The following is a 17,649-nucleotide window of genomic DNA, read 5'->3' on the forward strand; positions in this document are numbered from 1 at the left end:
GAGAGAACGCAATGAGAAAAACCACGGTGGCCGCCCTTGCGACGCTGGTCCTAGGGGGATGCAGCATGAAACCACAGTCTACCGTCACACCCGGCGATCTGTTGCATCACAACTTCGTGTTGCAGAGCGTAGATGGTGAAGCGGCACAATCACGAACGGATGGCGGCCTGCTCAATTTGGAATTTGGCGAGAACCTGCATGTCTCCGGCGCGATGTGCAACCGCTTCTTCGGCCAGGGGCAGTTACGCGACGGCGTGCTGACGGTAAAACCGTTGGCCTCGACGCGCAAGCTGTGCCCTGATGAGCAGCGCAACCGCTGGGATCGGGTGATCGGCACCGTGCTCGAAAACGGCGCCGACGTGATGCTGAACGCGCAGCAACTGACGCTCAACGGCAGCGGCCACACGCTGGTTTATACCCTGCGCGACTGGGTGTATTGATCCGGGCCTGTCGCTGCGGGCTTACCCGGCGCAGCTGCCCAGGCCCAGCGTGCGTTCTTCGCACTGCTTGCCATTCGGCATTTGGCACATGCGCAGCGCTTCACCGTTCAGGTTATGCGCGATGGTAGTAACGCCGCCGACCGCCGCGCAACCGGCGCTGGTCTGCAACGTATTGATTCTGGCACTGTTGCCCTGCTGTACTGGCTCTTCGTTATTGCTGCTGCAGGCGGCTAAAAGCAGCACGGCGCTGGCAAGCAACCATTTTGATGTCGTCATTATCCCACTCCTGAACCCGGAACTGCGCTGTGTAAAATCGCCATTGCTGATAACGCGCGTCACTTAGCGGACACGTTTCGCTATCTTTGATGCAAACTTGTTTAATCTAGCTCGATATATAAATAATGAAAATATATTCCAGCCATTATTTGTCATTTTTTTGCACCGGCCGGACATTTATTTTGTTTGCAGAATATTTCCGCCCCGGCGCGATACGCCAAACGTGACAGCGCCACCCTGTGCCTGGCCCCGGCCGCACGCAGAAAGTGATAACGTCACCGCTGCTGACGAAGAGATTTCTCCCGCGACATCGGTATTCATTATCTTCACGTGCTTTCAGTGAGACGACGCATTTTTTGCTACCGGAGAGGACGATATTTACGTCTATGCTGGCGGCGCTAAGTAATTAGCATTCCACTATTTTCAGTGAATGATGGCTGAATTCTTCAACCGGCGCGACTTGCTGTCACGCCGGCCTTTTTTCACATTAAAATAACACTCAGTGCACCGAGGCTTTAGACAGTAAATTAATCACCAGCACGCCGGCAATAATTAATCCCATGCCGACAATCGCTGGCCAATCCAATTTTTGCTGGTAAACGAATACCGCGGCGATCGACACCAGCACGATGCCCATACCCGACCAAATCGCATACACGATGCCCAGCGGCATGCTCTTGACCACCATCGACAGCCCCCAAAAGGCCACGCCGTAACCCAGCACCACCAGCAGCGACGGCCACAGGCGGGTAAAGCCCTCGGAGGCTTTCAACATGGTGGTGGCGATCACTTCCGCGACTATCGCCATCGTCAAATACATAAATGCGCTCATGATTTTCTTCTGTCAGTTTGCCGATGCGCAATTATGACGCGCCGGAAATAAATTGTCTTTAAACGGTCAAAACAATTTATTGCCACTGCATCTCATTCGGCGAGGAAATACGCCATTGACGATTTATCACCCGCCACACAAACGCGATAAAGCCACGTTCAAACCCTCTGTTAGACTTTTTCCCATTACTGCGAAAGTGTGCTTTCGCGGCTTTGTGAGCAATGAAAAGGTAATGTCGATGATAACTACAGATGGTAATAACGCAGTCGCTTCCGTGGCCTATCGCACCAACGAAGTGATTGCCATCTACCCTATCACGCCAAGTTCCACCATGGCGGAGCAAGCAGACGCCTGGTCCGGCGATGGCCGGCAAAACATCTGGGGCGACATCCCCCGGGTGGTGGAAATGCAGTCTGAGGGCGGCGCGATCGCCACCGTGCACGGCGCCTTGCAAACCGGCGCACTGTCGACTTCGTTCACTTCATCGCAGGGTCTGCTGCTGATGATCCCGACGCTGTACAAACTGTCCGGAGAGCTGACGCCGTTCGTGCTGCACGTCGCCGCCCGCACCGTAGCCACACACGCGCTGTCGATCTTCGGCGACCATTCGGACGTGATGGCAGTGCGCCAAACCGGCTGCGCCATGCTGTGCGCCAGCAACGTGCAGGAGGCGCAGGACTTCGCGCTGATCTCACAGACCGCCACTCTCAACGCGCGCGTGCCGTTTATCCACTTCTTCGACGGGTTCCGCACCTCGCACGAAATCAACAAGATCGTGCCGCTCAGCGACGATACGCTGCGGCAAATGCTGCCGCAGGCGGCGATCGACGCTCACCGCAGCCGGGCGCTGTCGCCCGATCATCCGGTGGTGCGCGGCACTTCCGCCAACCCGGACACCTATTTCCAGTCGCGCGAAGCCACCAACCCGTGGTATGACGCCACCGGCCAACACGTGATCGACGCCATGGCGGCCTTCGCCGCCCTCACCGGCCGCCACTATCGGCCGTTCGACTACTACGGCCACCCGCAGGCCGAGCGCGTGGTGGTGGTGATGGGATCCGCCGCCGGCACCTGCGAAGAGGTGATTGACACCCTGCTGGCCCGCGGCGAGAAAGTCGGCGTGCTGAAAGTCCGGTTGTTCCGGCCGTTCTCCGCCAAATACCTGCTCGGCGCGCTGCCGGACAGCGTGCGCAACGTCGCGGTGCTCGATCGCACCAAAGAACCGGGCGCGCTGGCCGAACCGCTGTATCTGGACGTGATGACCGCGCTGGCGGAGGCCTACAGCCGGGGTGAGCGCGCCACGCTGCCGCGGGTGATCGGCGGCCGTTACGGCCTGTCGTCGAAAGAGTTCAGCCCGGACTGTGCGCTGGCGGTGTTTCGCGAGCTGGCCCAGCCGCAGCCGCGCCCGCGCTTTACCGTCGGCATCTTCGATGATGTCACCGGGCTTTCACTGCCGCTGAGCGACGAAATCCTGCCGCAGCGCGCCTCGCTGGAAGCGCTGTTCTACGGTTTGGGCAGCGACGGTTCGGTCTCGGCCACCAAGAACAACATCAAAATCATCGGCAACGCCACGCCGCTGTATGCGCAGGGCTATTTCGTCTACGACTCCAAAAAGGCCGGCGGCCTGACGGTGTCGCATCTGCGCGTCAGCGAGCAGCCGATCAATTCGGCCTATCTGGTCAGCCAGGCGGATTTCGTCGGCTGCCACCAGCTGCAGTTTATCGATAAGTATCAGATGGTTGAACGTCTCAAACCCGGCGGTACCTTCCTGCTCAATACCCCTTACGGCGCGGACGAGGTCTGGTCACGCTTGCCGCAGGAGGTACAGGCGCTGCTGCATCAACGCCAGGCGCGTTTCTATATCATCAACGCCGCCAAGCTGGCGCGCGAATGCCGGCTCGGCGCGCGCATCAACACCGTAATGCAGATGGCGTTCTTCCACCTGACGCAGATCCTGCCGAGCGACGTGGCGCTGCAACAGCTGCAGGATGCCATCGCGCGCAGCTACAGCAACAAGGGCCAGGAGATCGTCGAGCGCAACTGGCAGGCGCTGGGCGCCACCCGTGGCGCACTGATTGAAATTCCACTGCAGCCGGTCGACGACAGCAGCCCGATGCGCCCACCGGTGGTCTCGGACGCCGCGCCGGACTTCGTCAAAACCGTTACCGCCGCGATGCTGGCCGGGCTGGGCGATGCGCTGCCGGTTTCCGCCTTCCCGCCGGACGGCACCTGGCCGGTGGGCACCACCCAGTGGGAAAAGCGCAACATCGCCGAAGAGATCCCGGTCTGGCAGCCCGATCTGTGCACCCAGTGCAACCACTGCGTCGCCGCCTGCCCGCACTCCGCCATTCGCGCCAAAGTGGTTCAGCCGTCGGAGATGGAACACGCCCCCGCTTCCCTGCAGTCTCTGGATGTCAAATCACGCGATATGCGCGGCCAGAAATACGTACTGCAAGTGGCGCCGGAAGATTGCACCGGCTGTAACCTGTGCGTCGAGGTCTGCCCGGCGAAAGATCGCCAGAACCCAGAGATCAAGGCCATCAACATGGCTTCGCGCCTCGATAATCTGACGGCGGAAAAAGACAACTACGACTTCTTCCTACAGCTGCCGGAAATCGATCCAGCGCAGCTGGAGCGCATCGACATTCGCACCTCGCAGCTGATCACGCCGCTGTTCGAATACTCCGGCGCCTGCTCCGGCTGCGGCGAAACGCCGTACATCAAGCTGCTGACCCAGCTCTATGGCGACCGTTTGCTGATCGCCAACGCCACCGGCTGTTCGTCGATCTACGGCGGCAACCTGCCGACCACGCCGTACACCACCAACGCCGAAGGGCGCGGGCCGGCGTGGGCCAACTCGCTGTTCGAAGACAATGCCGAATTCGGCCTGGGCTTCCGTCTGACGGTCGATCAACATCGCGCACGGGTGCTGCGCCTGCTGAATTCGCTGGCGACGCAGCTGCCGGAGCAGTTGGTCAATGCCCTGCAGATGGAAGATGTGGCGCCGGAGCCGCGCCGTAAGCAAATCGCCGAACTGCGCACGCTGCTGGCGAGTATTGAAGGTGAAGACGCACGCCAGCTGGCGGCCGACGCCGATTACCTGGTCGATAAATCCATCTGGCTGATCGGCGGGGACGGCTGGGCCTACGACATCGGCTTCGGCGGGTTGGATCACGTCCTCAGCCTGACGGAGAACGTCAACGTGCTGGTGCTCGACACCCAATGCTACTCCAACACCGGCGGCCAGCAGTCGAAAGCCACGCCGCTCGGCGCGGTGACCAAGTTCGGCGAGCACGGCAAGCGGAAGGCGCGCAAGGATCTGGGCGTCAGCATGATGATGTACGGCCATGTCTACGTCGCGCAGATCTCGCTGGGGGCGCAGCTTAACCAAACGGTGAAAGCGATTCAGGAGGCCGAGGCCTATCCGGGCCCGTCGCTGATCATCGCCTACAGCCCGTGCGAAGAACACGGCTACGATCTGGCGCTCAGCCACGATCAGATGAAACAGCTGACCGCCACCGGCTTCTGGCCGCTGTACCGCTTCGATCCGCGCCGTAGCGCCGAGGGCAAGGCCGCGTTAGCGTTGGATTCGCGGCCGCCAAACAGCAACCTGTCGGAAACGCTGCTGAAAGAACAGCGTTTCCGACGCCTGAACGCGCAGCAGCCGGAGGTGGCCAGCGCGCTGTATCAGGCCGCCGAGAAAGAGCTGAAGGAGAAATACGATTTCCTCAGCCTGCTGGCCGGTAAGGCGGAAAAGTCCGCTGCTGAGTAACCTCCCTCAGGGCGCGAGCGATTCGCGCCCTGTTTTTCACATACCGTTTGAATCAGCGGTGGGCCTCAATGCTCAGGGGTTTCACACTTAGCGAGCCGCACTTTTTTCTTTTATCCATTGGGCCATGACGCGTGCTGAGAACGGCTTATCCGTTTTAATCTCCGCTAAAGCGCAAACCTTGTCTTTGAACGTGGCGCCCAGCGAGAATAATTTCCCGTCATAATAACAATAAAGTGCATCTCCCTTATCCTTGCCATCAAGACGCTCTTTTTGCTCGCGCGGTACCAGTACCACGGTTTCGGTCGGTTCGCTCAGACCAACAGGTATCGTGTCAAACGCCAGTGCGTTTTCTGCGTAGGCAAAAAACGATGCGTAAAATCCAACAACAGCGATTCCTTTCATGCTCTCAGTGCCTCTCGAAGTAAGTTCTGTCTGAGATGAGACCTGCACCGCGAAACAACGTTCCCTCAAGGCCTTCGTTCAAATGACGGCGAAGGCTTTTAAGGGAAACCGATAAAGCGGCGAGCTGAAAAACCTGCTGGTATTCATCGCTACAATCCGTACCATACAGACCTCGCGTCGGGTGCGTGGCGGCTGGATGATGAATAATGATCAAAATCGGCCGGTTGAATGGTAAACTCGCGGTCTACAACGCCATGCCCCTAGTGCCCCCTATTGAGAATGAGCACGATTTAAATGTCAGAAAAGCAATCCGTTAGCCAAAAAGAGCAGTACAACCTGAACAAATTGCAAAAGCGCCTGCGCCGCAACGTGGGCGAAGCGATCGCCGATTTCAATATGATTGAAGAAGGCGACCGCATCATGGTCTGCCTGTCCGGCGGTAAAGACAGCTACACCATGCTGGAGATCCTGCGTAACCTGCAGCAGAGCGCGCCGATCAACTTCTCGCTGATCGCGGTGAATCTCGATCAGAAACAGCCCGGCTTCCCTGAGCATATTTTGCCTGCCTACCTGCAAAGCCTGGGGGTGGAATACAAGATCGTCGAAGAGAACACCTACAGCATCGTCAAAGACAAGATCCCGGAAGGCAAAACCACCTGTTCACTGTGCTCGCGCCTGCGCCGCGGCATTCTGTACCGCACCGCCACCGAACTGGGTGCCACCAAGATCGCGCTGGGCCATCACCGTGACGACATTCTGCAGACGCTGTTCCTCAACATGTTCTACGGCGGCAAGATGAAAGGCATGCCGCCCAAACTGATGAGCGACGACGGCAAGCACGTGGTCATTCGCCCGCTGGCCTATTGCCGCGAGAAAGACATCGAGCGTTTCTCGATCGCCAAAGCGTTCCCGATCATTCCATGCAACCTGTGCGGCTCGCAGCCTAACCTGCAGCGCCAGGTGATCGGCGATATGCTGCGTGACTGGGACAAACGTTATCCTGGCCGGCTGGAAACCATGTTCAGCGCCATGCAAAACGTGGTGCCTTCGCACCTGAGCGATATCAATCTGTTCGATTTCAAGGGCATTCACCACGGGAGCGCCGTGGTAGACGGCGGCGATTTGGCCTTCGATCGCGAAGACATCCCGATGCAGCCGGTCGGCTGGCAGCCGGAAGACTCGGACGACGCGATACCTGCGCCAGAACGTTTGAACGTGCTGGAAATCAAATAAGCCCCCTCGCCGCTTGCCATCCTGCGAGCGGCGACATTTCCCTTTCTCGACGATCTCGATCCTGTTCACAGTTTGCGCAAAATTTACTGGGCAGTGCCGTTTTTACCCTATACTGTTTATTTATACAGTTACATGGAGATCGCGCAATGAATATTACCCCCTGCCTGTCCCACATCTCGCTGGGCTCCAACGATTTCGAGGCCGCCGCCGCCTTTTACGATCGTGCGCTGGCCGCCTTGGGATGCCGACGAGTGCTGGAGCATCCCGGCGCCATCGGTTACGGCCGCGACTACCCGGAGTTTTGGCTGCAGGTGCCGATCAACGGCCGCCCGGCCTCACCCGGCAACGGTACGCACGTCGGTTTTTTCGCCACCAGTAAGCAACAGGTGGATGAATTCCATCGCCAGGCGCTGCTGGCCGGTGCCGTCGATGAAGGCGCGCCCGGTTCGCGGCCGCATTACGGTGAGGCTTACTACGGCTGCTTTGTCCGGGATTTGGATGGGCACAAGATTGAAGCCAGCTTCTGGGATGAAAGCGCGGCCTGAAGAAGAAGGGAAGCCGAATAAAAAAATGCCGGTGATTAAACCGGCATTGTACGAATCAAATGTGCTATGCAGTAATTCAAAAATAAGAAAGTAAGACAATTATGGAGCGCAACGCCCATCGCTTGACGTTGCATTCACCTGCGAGAGAGATCATGCCCCATTTCCCCCGGCTAAATGTTGATTTTGCTCAATGTTAACCGGGTTTTCGTCATTTTCACCTACAGCCAGCGGCTGCGCTTCAGCCACCAGGCGACGCCAAGCACCAACCCGACCAACATCAGGCAAAATGCCGCGAAACCGAAGGGGTTACCGCCGCCCGGTATGCCGCCAAGGTTGACGCCAAACAGCCCGGTCAGGAAGGTGGTAGGTAAAAAGACCATCGCTAACAATGACATGGTGTAAGTGCGGCGGTTCATCGCGTCGGCCATCACCGTGGTGATTTCGTCGGACAAGATAGCGGTGCGCGCGATGCTGCCGTCCAGATCGTCCAACCCGCGCCCCAGGCGATCGGCGATGTCCTGCATGCGGCGGCGATCGTCGTCGCTCATCCACGGCAGGCGGTCGCTGGCCAGCCGTGCGAAAACGTCACGCTGCGGCGCCATGTAACGGCGCAGCACGATAAGCTGTTTACGGATCAACGCCAGCTGACCACGCTCCGGCACCTGCTGTTCCAGCAAGGCGTCCTCCAGATCGATAATCTTGTCGTGCAGATCCTCAATGAATTCGCTGGTGTGATCGGTCAACGCATCGGAAATCTCCACCAGCCAGTTGCCGCTGTTGGTCGGCCCGGCGCCGCTTTGCAAATCGTTCACCACCTGATCGATGGAATACACCTTGCGGTGCCGCGTGGAGATAATCAGTTTATCGGTGATGTACACACGGATGGTGACCAACTGGTCCGGCCGTGAGTTGGCATTGAAGTTGATGCTGCGCAGGGTGATCATGGTGCCTTCGCCCTGGCGGCTGACGCGTGGCCGAGAGCTTTCGCCGGAGAGCGCTTCGCGCACCGAGTCCGGCAGCAGCGGCGTGGTGCTCAGCCATTCGGCGCTGGCCGGGTGCGCGTAATCAAGATGCAGCCAGCACGGCGCGTCGCAGGTGATCTTGTCATCTTGCTCGATCGGCGTGACGCCGCCCTTGCCGTCCAGCTGGTAGGCGTAAACCGCATCGGCGATCTGCAGCTCGCTCCCCTCAATCACATCCATTCATTTATCCCCTCAGTCTTACTTATGTTGCTGAGTCTAGCCTTAACGCCTTGGAGATCAAAGGCCAAGCTGTAACGCCAGTTTTCACGCCAGGTGAAAAACGTGCTCTATACTTCTGGCCTTAGGGAACACATCGCAACGACAGGAAGCCCCCATGTTTGAGATCAGCGCCGCAGATATTCTCAAAGTCAGTTTGACCGTTATCACCCTGTTTATCGCCGTTGTTAAAACGCCATTTCGTATTCGGCGGGAAAACCATGACAAGCTGCTCAAGCTACTCGAATCCGTCGAGAAGCCCCACAGTGAGCGCATGCAGCTCTTACTGTTTAGGGATTACATCGGTAGCAAAACCGTCGGGCTGGCGGAGTTGCAGCAATTGCTGGCACTGCCGGACGGCGTAACGGCGCTGGAGCGCTACAGACCTACTGGCGGCCGACAGCAGATCCTGCGCACCACGTCCAAGGGTTTCGTTTTGCAACGACGCGCCGACAGTGCGTTAAAACGCTCGCTGCTTTCCTGTCGCTATCTGTTGAAATACCTGCTATTCGTCACTCTGTTGGTGCTAATGCCTGTGCTGGCGCAATGGGGCTTGCGGCAGCTTGGCGTGCTGGTTATCGCGCCGTCGCTGGTGTTTATGTCCGGTGCGCGCATCACCGACGGCTGGCAGCTGCTGTTCCCCGGCTTTATATTTATTATCATCATGCTCAGTCTGACATACTTAATCTTCAGGCAACTGGCGCTGGCGGGTAACCTCAGTTCGGAACGCGCCTTTTATCGCTACTATCAACGAGCGCGTGAGGAACAACGATGCCGGGAAGTCCTGAGACAACTGCGCACTGCGCTGCGCCGAACCTGACGAGGATGCGCCGCCTGCGCTACATCGCAATGGCCGCCCTGCTGCTGTTCGGCCAATCGGTTCGTGCAGAGCCGGTATTAGAACGCCTCGCCACGCCCTATCACGCGCCGACGGCGGCGGGTTCACTGCCTTATTTTGTCGCTCACGCTCACTCCCGCCAGCCGCGCACCGCACTGGTGGTGATGCACGGCCGCCCGCGCGATGTCGCCAAGACGTTGCAAGCGGCGATCGATGCCGCGCAGGAAGCGGGAGACAATGGCTTATTGGTCGCCCCGCTGTTCCAGGTGCCGGAGAAACTTGCCGTTCATTGCCATTCCGCCGGGCTCCCGTCACCGCAAGACGGCGATGCCCTGTGGCGCTGCGGCTCCTGGATCGCAGGCGATTTGGATAATAGCGGGAAAACCGGTTCGTTCAACGCCCTGGATAACCTGCTGGCCGATCTGAAACGGCGCTGGCCATCGCTGCAGTCGATAACCGTGGCCGGTTTTTCCGCCGGCGCCCAGTTCGTGCAGCACTATGTCGGCTTTGCCCATCCGCCAAACGGGGTGCGTCTGCGCTATGTGGTGGCCGATCCCGGCAGCTGGCTCTACTTTGAGAATCTGCGTCCTCAGCCCACAAGCTGGGGAAGCTGCGGCAGTGAAAAAACCTGTCGATTCCGTTGGCAAACGGTGAATGGCGGCCAGTGCCCACAGGCTAACCAGTGGAAATACGGTCTGGAAGCGCTTCCCGCTCATCTGCAACGCACCGCAGACACGGCACGCCGGCGTTACGCCGCCGCCGATATCACCTATCTGGCTGCCGCCGAGGATACCGGCACCGCGCCGGGCGCCTACTATCGGATACTCGACAAATCCTGCGCCGCCCAGCTGCAGGGCCCCTACCGGTTGCAGCGCGCCCTGGCCTATGCCGACTACGATCGGCGTTACCTGGCGCCGAAGAAGCCGCATCGGTTAACGATCGTTCCCGGCTGCGGGCACAACGTCGCCTGCGTCTTTCCCGCCCCGGCGGCCAGGCAGGCGCTTTTCCCGATTAATGCAGACTAATAATAACGGTAATGAAATAAACCATTGCCGATAAATCGGGCAATATCGCCGATAAAGCACTGGTAATGCCGTTATTATTATGACTTAACATATTGCTATCACTTTTAATTCAAAATGATAATAATAAATCAACATAAAGCTGTTTCAGCGCAAATTTTAGGGGCATATACTTTTCTCACTACGAGGAGGTAGTTATGTTACGCGACCATTTAAAAATAAACGCCAGCGATACGCTGGAAAAAATCAGCAATATCCATTTGCAAAACCAGGGGCAGGAAGAGATCAGTGAATTCGTGGTAAAAAACGCCGCTGGCCTGCAGATTGGCAAGGTCTCCGTCCACGATCGTTTCAGCACTCGCCGCTCTTATCCCACCAGCTATCGCATCACCCAAACCGACATGAGCGGCCGTGTGGTGGTGGATGCCATGCGGGACTGTCTATAAGCGTAACCGCTCTCTGAAATAGCAAAAAAATAATGTGATGATGGCAACCCTGTTTATTATTAAACGGGGTTTATCGCGTGGATAAATTAATTACCTTCTTCATTTAACCGTCAATAAAAATAAATCCCCCGCGTTATGCGGGGGTGAAAAATAAGCCCAATCAGTGTTTGATAATATACATCGTTTGGCTATAGGCCACGTCTTCCGGATTGGTGATCGGGTAGCCTTTTACCCACGGTTTGATCAGGCGGCCGTTGGTGTACTGGTAAATCGGCGCGATCGGTGCCTGATCGGCAATGATTTGCTCCATCTTGTTGTAATCGGCGGTCACCGCCGCCGGGTTGGTTTCCCGCCCCGCCTGCGCCAGCAGCTTGTCGTAGTCCGCGTTCTTGAACTTGGCAATGTTGCCGCTGTGGGTAGAGGTCAACAGCGACAGGAAGGTCGACGCCTCGTTATAGTCACCTACCCAGGAGGCGCGGATCACGTCGAAATTACCGGTATTACGGCTGTCGATATAGGTTTTCCACTCCTGGTTTTGCAGCTTGACGTCAATGCCGAGCTTTTTCTTCCACATTGAAGCCACGGCGATGGCGATCTTCTGGTGGCTTTCCGAGGTGTTATACAACAGCGTCAGCTTCAGCGGGTTGTTCGGGCCGTAACCGGCCGCCTGCAACAACGCCTTGGCCTGCGCATCCAGCTCCGCCTGCGATTGCTGTTGCAGCAAACTCGCCTCCGGTTTGAACCCGGCAGTCACGTCCGGCGTGAAGTGATAGGCCGGTTTTTCGCCGGTGCCCAGCACTTTTTCCGCGATAATCTTGCGATCGATGGCGTAGGACAAGGCCTGGCGCACCCGCACGTCGTTGGTCGGCGCGCGCTGGGTGTTGAACGCGTAGTAATAGGTGCCGAGCTGATCCGGCGTGTACACCTGCCCCGGAATATCTTTCAGCAGCTTCTGATACATGTTTTTCGGGAAGGATTCGGTGATGTCGATATCGCCCGCCAGGTAACGCTTGGTGGCGTTGGATTCCTGATTGATCGGCACGAAGGTCACTTTGGTCAGCACGGTTTGCGCATGATCCCAGTAATGATCGTTAGGCGTCAGCACCAGCTTCTCGTTCACCACCCGCTCTTGCAGTTTGAACGCGCCGTTGCCCACCAGATTGCCGACCTTGGTCCAGTCGTTGCCGTATTTTTCCACCACCGCCTTATTCACCGGGAACAGGCTGAAGTTAGCCGTCAGGCTGACGAAGTACGGCACCGGCTTGTCCAGCTGTACTTTAAGCGTATAGTCGTCCGGCGCCGACACGCCCAAGCGATCGGCCGGCAGTTTGCCGCTGATGATCTGCTCGGCGTTCTGGATCCCCGCTAACTGCGCGAACCAGGCGAACGGCGACAGGTTTTTCGGTTCGACCAGCCGCTGCCAGCTGTAGACGAAATCCTTCGCCGTGACAGGGTCACCGTTTGACCACCGCGCATCTTTGCGCAGATGGAAAATATAAGTCTGGTTATCGCTGGTCTGCCAGCGCGTGGCGACACCGGGGATCACTTTCCCATTGGCGTCCTGATTGACCAGCCCTTCGAACAGGTCGCGCGCCAGCTGGGCCTCCGGCAGGCCTACCGCTTTAATCGGATCGAGCGAGGCCGGTTCGTCTTTAATGTGGCGCACGATTTCCTGTTTGGCCGCCAACGCGGTGCCCGGGGGAACCTGCGCCGCCATAGCGCTGCTCATACAGGCGCCGATCGCCGCCGCGCAAAGCGCCAAACGAAAACCCCGTTGCATTTTTCTTCCCGTCATTATGATTTACCCCCGTTAACCATCTGAATTTTTTATCATATAGCACAAGATCCGTCCGGCCTAGCGCTCACGGCCGAGAAGTTGCAAAAAGTGCGATTCAGGCAATAAAAAACCCGTGCGGCGCAGGGCGGCACGGGCGGTGTTTGCAGCGGCGACCGTCAGTCGTACAGGTGGATGCTGTTGATGCGGTAGCTGAACTCTTCACCCTCTTCTTCATCGAACACGGTGAAAAAGCCTTTCTCGGCCAGCGGACGGGCCGAGATATCGGTTTTTTGCAGCTGGCGCGCGTCGGCGTCGTCGTAGCCGTAGTCGAGGTAGAAGACATCTTTTTGGTAATCGATATGCAGGGTGAACGGATAGTTCGATTCGTCCCCGCGCCCGTCGTCATTTTTCACCACGCCGAACCATTCCCCCTGACGGATCTGGTTTTCAGCATCCACGCCGCACAGCAGCGTGATGGTGTCATTTTCATTTTCGCTATAGCTGGCGATGATTCTGGCTACTGGCATGTTAAATCCTCTTGCGGGTGATTGGCTTAGCTCTGCCGTTAGTATAACAACAGCGTCAGGCCAGGTGCGGTTTAATTGGCGTTTTCACCGCCGCGGCGTCACAGATTGCGCAAACGTCGCACAATTGCGATGGGAAAGATGCCTCAAAGCGTAATACACTGAATAAAATGACAATGACTCTCGACCTTTAATCCAGGGACAACACCATGACCGAACATCGACCACGCAGTGAACGTGGCCAGTTGGCCATCGCAGGAGAGAACTACGGCAGCTCGCTGCTGGGCGCGCCGCTGCTCTATTTCCCGGCGGCGATCAGCGGCCCGGAGACCGGGCTTATCATCGCCGGCACCCACGGCGATGAGAGCGCCGCCATCGTGACCCTATCTTGCGCGCTGCGCAGCATCGCCCCCGAACAGTTGCGCCACCACGTGGTGCTGGCGGTCAACCCCGACGGCTGTCAGCTGGGGCTGCGCGCCAATGCCAACGGCGTCGATCTGAACCGCAACTTCCCGGCTGCCAACTGGCGCTCCGGCGACACCGTCTACCGCTGGAACAGCGCGGCGCCGGTGCGCGACGTCAAGCTCTCCACCGGTGGGCGCCCCGGTTCCGAACCGGAAACCCAGGCGCTGTGTCATCTGATCCATCGTCTGAAGCCGCACTGGGTGGTGTCGTTCCACGAACCGCTGGCCTGCATCGAAGATCCCGCCAGCTCGCGGCTCGGCGTTTGGCTGTCGCACAAGTTCGAACTGCCGCTGGTGACCAGCGTCGGCTATGAAACGCCCGGTTCGTTCGGCAGCTGGTGCGCAGATCTGTCGCTGCCGTGCATCACCGCCGAATTCCCGCCGATCTCCGCCGATGCCGCCAGCGAGCGCTACATCGACGCGATGACCGAGCTGCTGACCTACCCGAATTAATCCCTACGGGGCGATATCGACGATCGCCCCGCATTCGAACGCCAGACCCGGTTCGACGTCCCGCGCCAGCCAGGTCGGGCCGTCCAGATCGACGAAGCGCGCCGCCGGCGCCAGCGGCAAGGCGGCGGATATCGCCCGTGACGTGCACAACATGCAGCCGAGCATGATGGCGAACCCTTGTTCGCGCGCGGCCTGCGCCAGCGCCAACGCCTCAGTCAAGCCGCCGGTTTTGTCCAGTTTGATATTGACCATCTGATAGCGTTGCGCCAGCCGCGGCAGATCGGCACGGGTGTGGCAACTCTCATCGGCGCAGATCGGCAGCGGATGGATAAAGTGCTCCAACGCAGCGTCGTCACCGGCCGGCAGCGGCTGCTCCAGCATCGCCACGCCGAGATCGGCCAGCAGCTGGCAGCGCGCCACCAGCCCTTCCGCCTGCCAGGACTCATTGGCGTCGACGATCAGCGTCGCCTGCGGTACCGCGGCGCGGATCGCTACCAATCGTTCGCTGATATAGTGATCGTCGAGTTTGATCTTCAGCAGCGTGGCGCCCTGCTGCTCCAGTTCACGCGCGGCGAAGGCCATCGCTTCCGGCGTGCCGATGCTGACGGTCTGCGCCATACGGATATGCGCCGGGGCCGTCACACCGCTGCGCTGCCACAGGCTCTGCCCGTGCAGGCGGCACTCCAGATCCCACAGCGCCGAATCCAGCGCGTTGCGGGCGGCGCCCGCCGGCATCTGCACCAACAGCTGTTCGCGGGTCATGCCTTGTGCGATCGCCGGCGCCATCTCTGCCAGCTGTGCCATCACCGATTCCTCGCTCTCGCCGTAACGCGGGTACGGCGTACATTCACCGGTGCCGCGCACGCCCTGCTGTTCGATTTCGACCACCACCACCCGGGCTTCGGTGCGGCTGCCGCGCGCAATCACGAAGGCAGTATGCAGCGGCCAGGCTTCCGGGTAAAAACGCATGTCTCTCATAACGGCTCCTGAGCGAAAACTGCGCATTCAGCCAGGCTGATGCGCCGGTGATGTTTTATAGAACAGCCTAATATATACAACTATTTAGCAAACTTTGATATCCAATCCGCCCCGGTTGTCATAAACTGGCGCCAGGGTGTGAACCTGATGTTAAATGCCGTTGCCGGCGCGCCGTTTCATCAGGTTCATACCCTTTGTATAAACACCTGTAAAAGGAATCTAGCAATGACTCAGACAGTACATTTTCAAGGCAATCCGGTCAGCGTAGCAGGCAAACTGCCACAGCAGGGCGAACAGGCCAAGGCCTTCTCGCTGGTTGCCAAAGACCTGTCAGACGTGGCGCTGAGCAGCTTCGCGGGTAAACGCAAAGTCCTGAACATCTTCCCAAGCATCGATACCGGCGTCTGCGCGACGTCGGTGCGTAAATTCAACCAGCTGGCCAGCGGCCTGGATAACACCGTGGTGCTGTGCATCTCCGCCGATCTGCCGTTCGCGCAGTCTCGCTTCTGCGGCGCGGAAGGCCTGAGCAACGTGGTTACCCTGTCTACCCTGCGCGGCGCCGAGTTCAAGCAGGCGTACGGCGTCGAAATCGCCGAAGGCCCGTTGGCAGGCCTGACCGCGCGTGCGGTCGTGGTGCTGGATGGCCAGGACAACGTGCTGTACAGCGAGCTGGTGAACGAAATCACCACCGAGCCTGACTACGACGCGGCGCTGGCTGCGCTGAAATAACAAAGCCGGCGTTCGCCGGCTTTGGATACCCATTAAAGGCGCCGCAAGGCGCCTTTCTTATTCTTCGCCCTCAGCGCCGCCTTTGCGGCTGCTCAGGCCATACTCGCGCAGCTTGTTGGCGATGGCGGTATGGGAAACGCCCAGCCGCTTCGCCAGCTTGCGGGTGCTGGGATAGGTGCGATACAGGCGCGTCAGCACCGAGCGCTCGAAACGCTTGCTGATGTCGTCCAGCGAACCGTCCAGCACCTCGTCGCCCAGCGACATCTCCACCTCAAACTCCGGCAACACGATATCCTGTGGCCGCAGTTCGTAGCCTTCGGTTTGCGTCAGCGCGCGGTAGATAGCGTTTTTCAGCTGACGCACGTTGCCCGGCCAGCCGTACTTGCTGAGGAAGCCGCCCAGATCGTTCGCCAGCTTGGGCCGCGCCACCCCCTGCTCATCGGCGAAGCGCGCCACGAACAGCTCGGTCAACGGCATGATGTCCTGCGGACGTTCGCGCAGCGGCGGGATGGTGATGGTCAGTACGTTGAGGCGATAATAGAGATCTTCGCGGAATTCGCCGCGCTGCACCAACTCGGTAAGGTTTTTCTGGGTGGCGCAGATCACGCGCACGTCGACGTGCACCTCATGCTCTTCGCCAACGCGGCGGAACGTGCCGTCGTTGAGGAAACGCAGCAGCTTGGTCTGCATACGCGGCGACATTTCGCCGATCTCATCCAGCAGCACCGAACCGCCGTTGGCCTGCTCGAAGAAGCCCTTCTTGCCTTCCAGCGCGTTGGGATAAGCGCCCGGCGCATGGCCGAACAGTTCGCTCTCCACCACGTCATCCGGCAGCGCGGCGCAGTTCAGCGCCAGGAACGGCTGTTTGCCACGCGGGCTGCGCAAATGGCAGGCGCGGGCCAGAATATCCTTGCCGGTACCGGTATCGCCGACGATCAGCAGCGGCGCATCGAGCATCGCCAGCTTGCGCGCCTGCTCCAGCACGTGACGCATCTTGGCGCTCACCGCCACGATGTGGTCGAATTCGGTATCGTCGTTCACCGACAGATTTTGCAACTGGCGGCCCATGCGCGCGGTGGACTTCAGCATCACCACCGCGCCGACCGCGGCCGCCTGCTGCTGTTCGTCTTCCAGATAGATGGGCGTGATGTCCATCAGGAAGTCCTGGCTGCGGATCACCACCCGCTCAGCGTGCGGCGCCGTATGCTCGCTCTCCAGCCAACGGCTGAAGTTATAGCCGCCGATCAGCGCCCCGGCGGTCTGGTTGCGGATCTTGTCTTCGTTCAGGCTGAACAGCGCCTGCGCCGCCGGGTTGGCCAGCTCGACCTTGCCCTTCATGTCGATAGAGAACACCGGTTCCGGCATCGATTCCAGCAGCGCACGCAGCGCGCGATGTTCGCGTTCGGAAGGCATAAAGCTGACGGTGCGCACGTCTGTCACGCCGGCGATGCGGCGGATCTCCGCCATCAGCGCGCGGAAAGTATCGAAATCCAGCTGGGAGAAATTGAGGTAAATGCGGCCGATGGGATCGATTTCGATGCCACGTAAGTCAATGCTGCGCGATACCAAAAGATCGAGTAATTCTCGAGTGAGACCGAGGCGGTCTTCGCAAAATACTTCCAAACGCATCAGTGTTGGCCTTATCTCTGCAGGTGCGGGGATCGTTGACGATGATGATAC

General features: G+C 58.9%; 17 protein-coding genes. 9 read left to right on the forward strand and 8 right to left on the reverse strand.

Annotated elements, in window-relative coordinates:
* Positions 1 to 11: 11 nt before the first annotated feature.
* Positions 12 to 440 (forward strand): heat shock protein HslJ, encoded by a 429-nt coding sequence (gene hslJ / locus ACMGGW_RS11650; RefSeq protein ID WP_049205463.1) that lies wholly within the window; start codon positions 12 to 14, stop codon positions 438 to 440.
* Between the two features lie 21 nt (positions 441 to 461).
* Here the strand turns inward: hslJ and ACMGGW_RS11655 are convergent, their stop codons facing one another.
* On the reverse strand, positions 462 to 716 hold the full coding sequence (locus ACMGGW_RS11655) for a DUF333 domain-containing protein (protein WP_015377999.1): 255 nt from the start codon (positions 714 to 716) through the stop codon (positions 462 to 464).
* Positions 717 to 1,215: 499 nt separating this feature from the next.
* Complete coding sequence (gene ssmE / locus ACMGGW_RS11660; RefSeq protein ID WP_025302985.1) at positions 1,216 to 1,548, reverse strand: multidrug efflux SMR transporter SsmE; 333 nt, start codon at positions 1,546 to 1,548, stop codon at positions 1,216 to 1,218.
* Positions 1,549 to 1,786: 238 nt separating this feature from the next.
* On the opposite strand from ssmE, the gene nifJ reads away from it, so the two are divergent.
* The gene (gene nifJ, locus ACMGGW_RS11665) at positions 1,787 to 5,320 is read left to right on the forward strand and encodes a pyruvate:ferredoxin (flavodoxin) oxidoreductase (protein WP_197827623.1); all 3,534 of its coding nucleotides are present in this window, start codon (positions 1,787 to 1,789) and stop codon (positions 5,318 to 5,320) included.
* A gap of 87 nt (positions 5,321 to 5,407) precedes the next feature.
* Here nifJ and ACMGGW_RS11670 read toward each other — a convergent pair whose 3' ends face one another.
* On the reverse strand, positions 5,408 to 5,722 hold the full coding sequence (locus ACMGGW_RS11670) for a hypothetical protein (RefSeq protein ID WP_025302987.1): 315 nt from the start codon (positions 5,720 to 5,722) through the stop codon (positions 5,408 to 5,410).
* 294 nt (positions 5,723 to 6,016) lie between these two features.
* Here ACMGGW_RS11670 and ttcA point away from each other — a divergent pair, with 294 nt between their 5' ends.
* Together ttcA and ACMGGW_RS11680 are read left to right on the forward strand one after the other, a co-directional pair.
* Positions 6,017 to 6,955 (forward strand): tRNA 2-thiocytidine(32) synthetase TtcA, encoded by a 939-nt coding sequence (gene ttcA / locus ACMGGW_RS11675; RefSeq protein ID WP_197832011.1) that lies wholly within the window; start codon positions 6,017 to 6,019, stop codon positions 6,953 to 6,955.
* A gap of 146 nt (positions 6,956 to 7,101) precedes the next feature.
* The gene (locus tag ACMGGW_RS11680) at positions 7,102 to 7,500 is read left to right on the forward strand and encodes a VOC family protein (RefSeq protein ID WP_099817206.1); all 399 of its coding nucleotides are present in this window, start codon (positions 7,102 to 7,104) and stop codon (positions 7,498 to 7,500) included.
* A 218-nt stretch (positions 7,501 to 7,718) separates the two neighbouring features.
* On the opposite strand, the gene zntB is transcribed toward ACMGGW_RS11680, so the two are convergent.
* Positions 7,719 to 8,702 (reverse strand): zinc transporter ZntB, encoded by a 984-nt coding sequence (gene zntB / locus ACMGGW_RS11685; RefSeq protein ID WP_025302990.1) that lies wholly within the window; start codon positions 8,700 to 8,702, stop codon positions 7,719 to 7,721.
* Positions 8,703 to 8,856: 154 nt separating this feature from the next.
* On the opposite strand from zntB, the gene ACMGGW_RS11690 reads away from it, so the two are divergent.
* The 3 genes from ACMGGW_RS11690 (at position 8,857) to ACMGGW_RS11700 (ending at position 11,044) form a co-directional block, all read left to right on the forward strand.
* A complete protein-coding gene (locus tag ACMGGW_RS11690) occupies positions 8,857 to 9,558 on the forward strand; it encodes a hypothetical protein (RefSeq protein WP_043143631.1) in 702 nt (233 codons plus the stop codon).
* The gene (locus ACMGGW_RS11695) at positions 9,510 to 10,601 is read left to right on the forward strand and encodes a hypothetical protein (RefSeq protein WP_141998188.1); all 1,092 of its coding nucleotides are present in this window, start codon (positions 9,510 to 9,512) and stop codon (positions 10,599 to 10,601) included. The genes ACMGGW_RS11690 and ACMGGW_RS11695 overlap by 49 nt, the downstream gene beginning before the upstream one ends.
* Before the next feature lie 194 nt (positions 10,602 to 10,795).
* A complete protein-coding gene (locus ACMGGW_RS11700; RefSeq protein ID WP_004930507.1) occupies positions 10,796 to 11,044 on the forward strand; it encodes a hypothetical protein in 249 nt (82 codons plus the stop codon).
* 160 nt (positions 11,045 to 11,204) lie between these two features.
* On the opposite strand, the gene ACMGGW_RS11705 is transcribed toward ACMGGW_RS11700, so the two are convergent.
* The gene (locus ACMGGW_RS11705) at positions 11,205 to 12,839 is read right to left on the reverse strand and encodes a peptide ABC transporter substrate-binding protein (protein WP_049205471.1); all 1,635 of its coding nucleotides are present in this window, start codon (positions 12,837 to 12,839) and stop codon (positions 11,205 to 11,207) included.
* A gap of 158 nt (positions 12,840 to 12,997) precedes the next feature.
* Positions 12,998 to 13,348, reverse strand: coding sequence for a hypothetical protein (locus ACMGGW_RS11710; RefSeq protein WP_025302994.1), 351 nt, complete (start codon positions 13,346 to 13,348; stop codon positions 12,998 to 13,000).
* Positions 13,349 to 13,554: 206 nt separating this feature from the next.
* On the opposite strand from ACMGGW_RS11710, the gene mpaA reads away from it, so the two are divergent.
* Positions 13,555 to 14,262: a murein tripeptide amidase MpaA gene (gene mpaA, locus ACMGGW_RS11715; protein ID WP_049205472.1), complete on the forward strand. Its 708-nt coding sequence runs from the start codon at positions 13,555 to 13,557 to the stop codon at positions 14,260 to 14,262.
* Between the two features lie 3 nt (positions 14,263 to 14,265).
* Here the strand turns inward: mpaA and ycjG are convergent, their stop codons facing one another.
* A complete protein-coding gene (gene ycjG, locus ACMGGW_RS11720) occupies positions 14,266 to 15,240 on the reverse strand; it encodes an L-Ala-D/L-Glu epimerase (RefSeq protein ID WP_049207462.1) in 975 nt (324 codons plus the stop codon).
* Positions 15,241 to 15,465: 225 nt separating this feature from the next.
* Here ycjG and tpx point away from each other — a divergent pair, with 225 nt between their 5' ends.
* Positions 15,466 to 15,969: a thiol peroxidase gene (gene tpx / locus ACMGGW_RS11725; protein ID WP_004930536.1), complete on the forward strand. Its 504-nt coding sequence runs from the start codon at positions 15,466 to 15,468 to the stop codon at positions 15,967 to 15,969.
* Between the two features lie 57 nt (positions 15,970 to 16,026).
* Here the strand turns inward: tpx and tyrR are convergent, their stop codons facing one another.
* Entirely contained in the window at positions 16,027 to 17,598 is a 1,572-nt protein-coding gene (tyrR, locus tag ACMGGW_RS11730) for a transcriptional regulator TyrR (protein ID WP_025302997.1), read from the reverse strand.
* Positions 17,599 to 17,649: the final 51 nt, after the last annotated feature.

Origin of the sequence: Serratia sp. BNK-4, from assembly GCF_048685115.1 — a bacterium.
Lineage (GTDB): Bacteria > Pseudomonadota > Gammaproteobacteria > Enterobacterales > Enterobacteriaceae > Serratia > Serratia bockelmannii.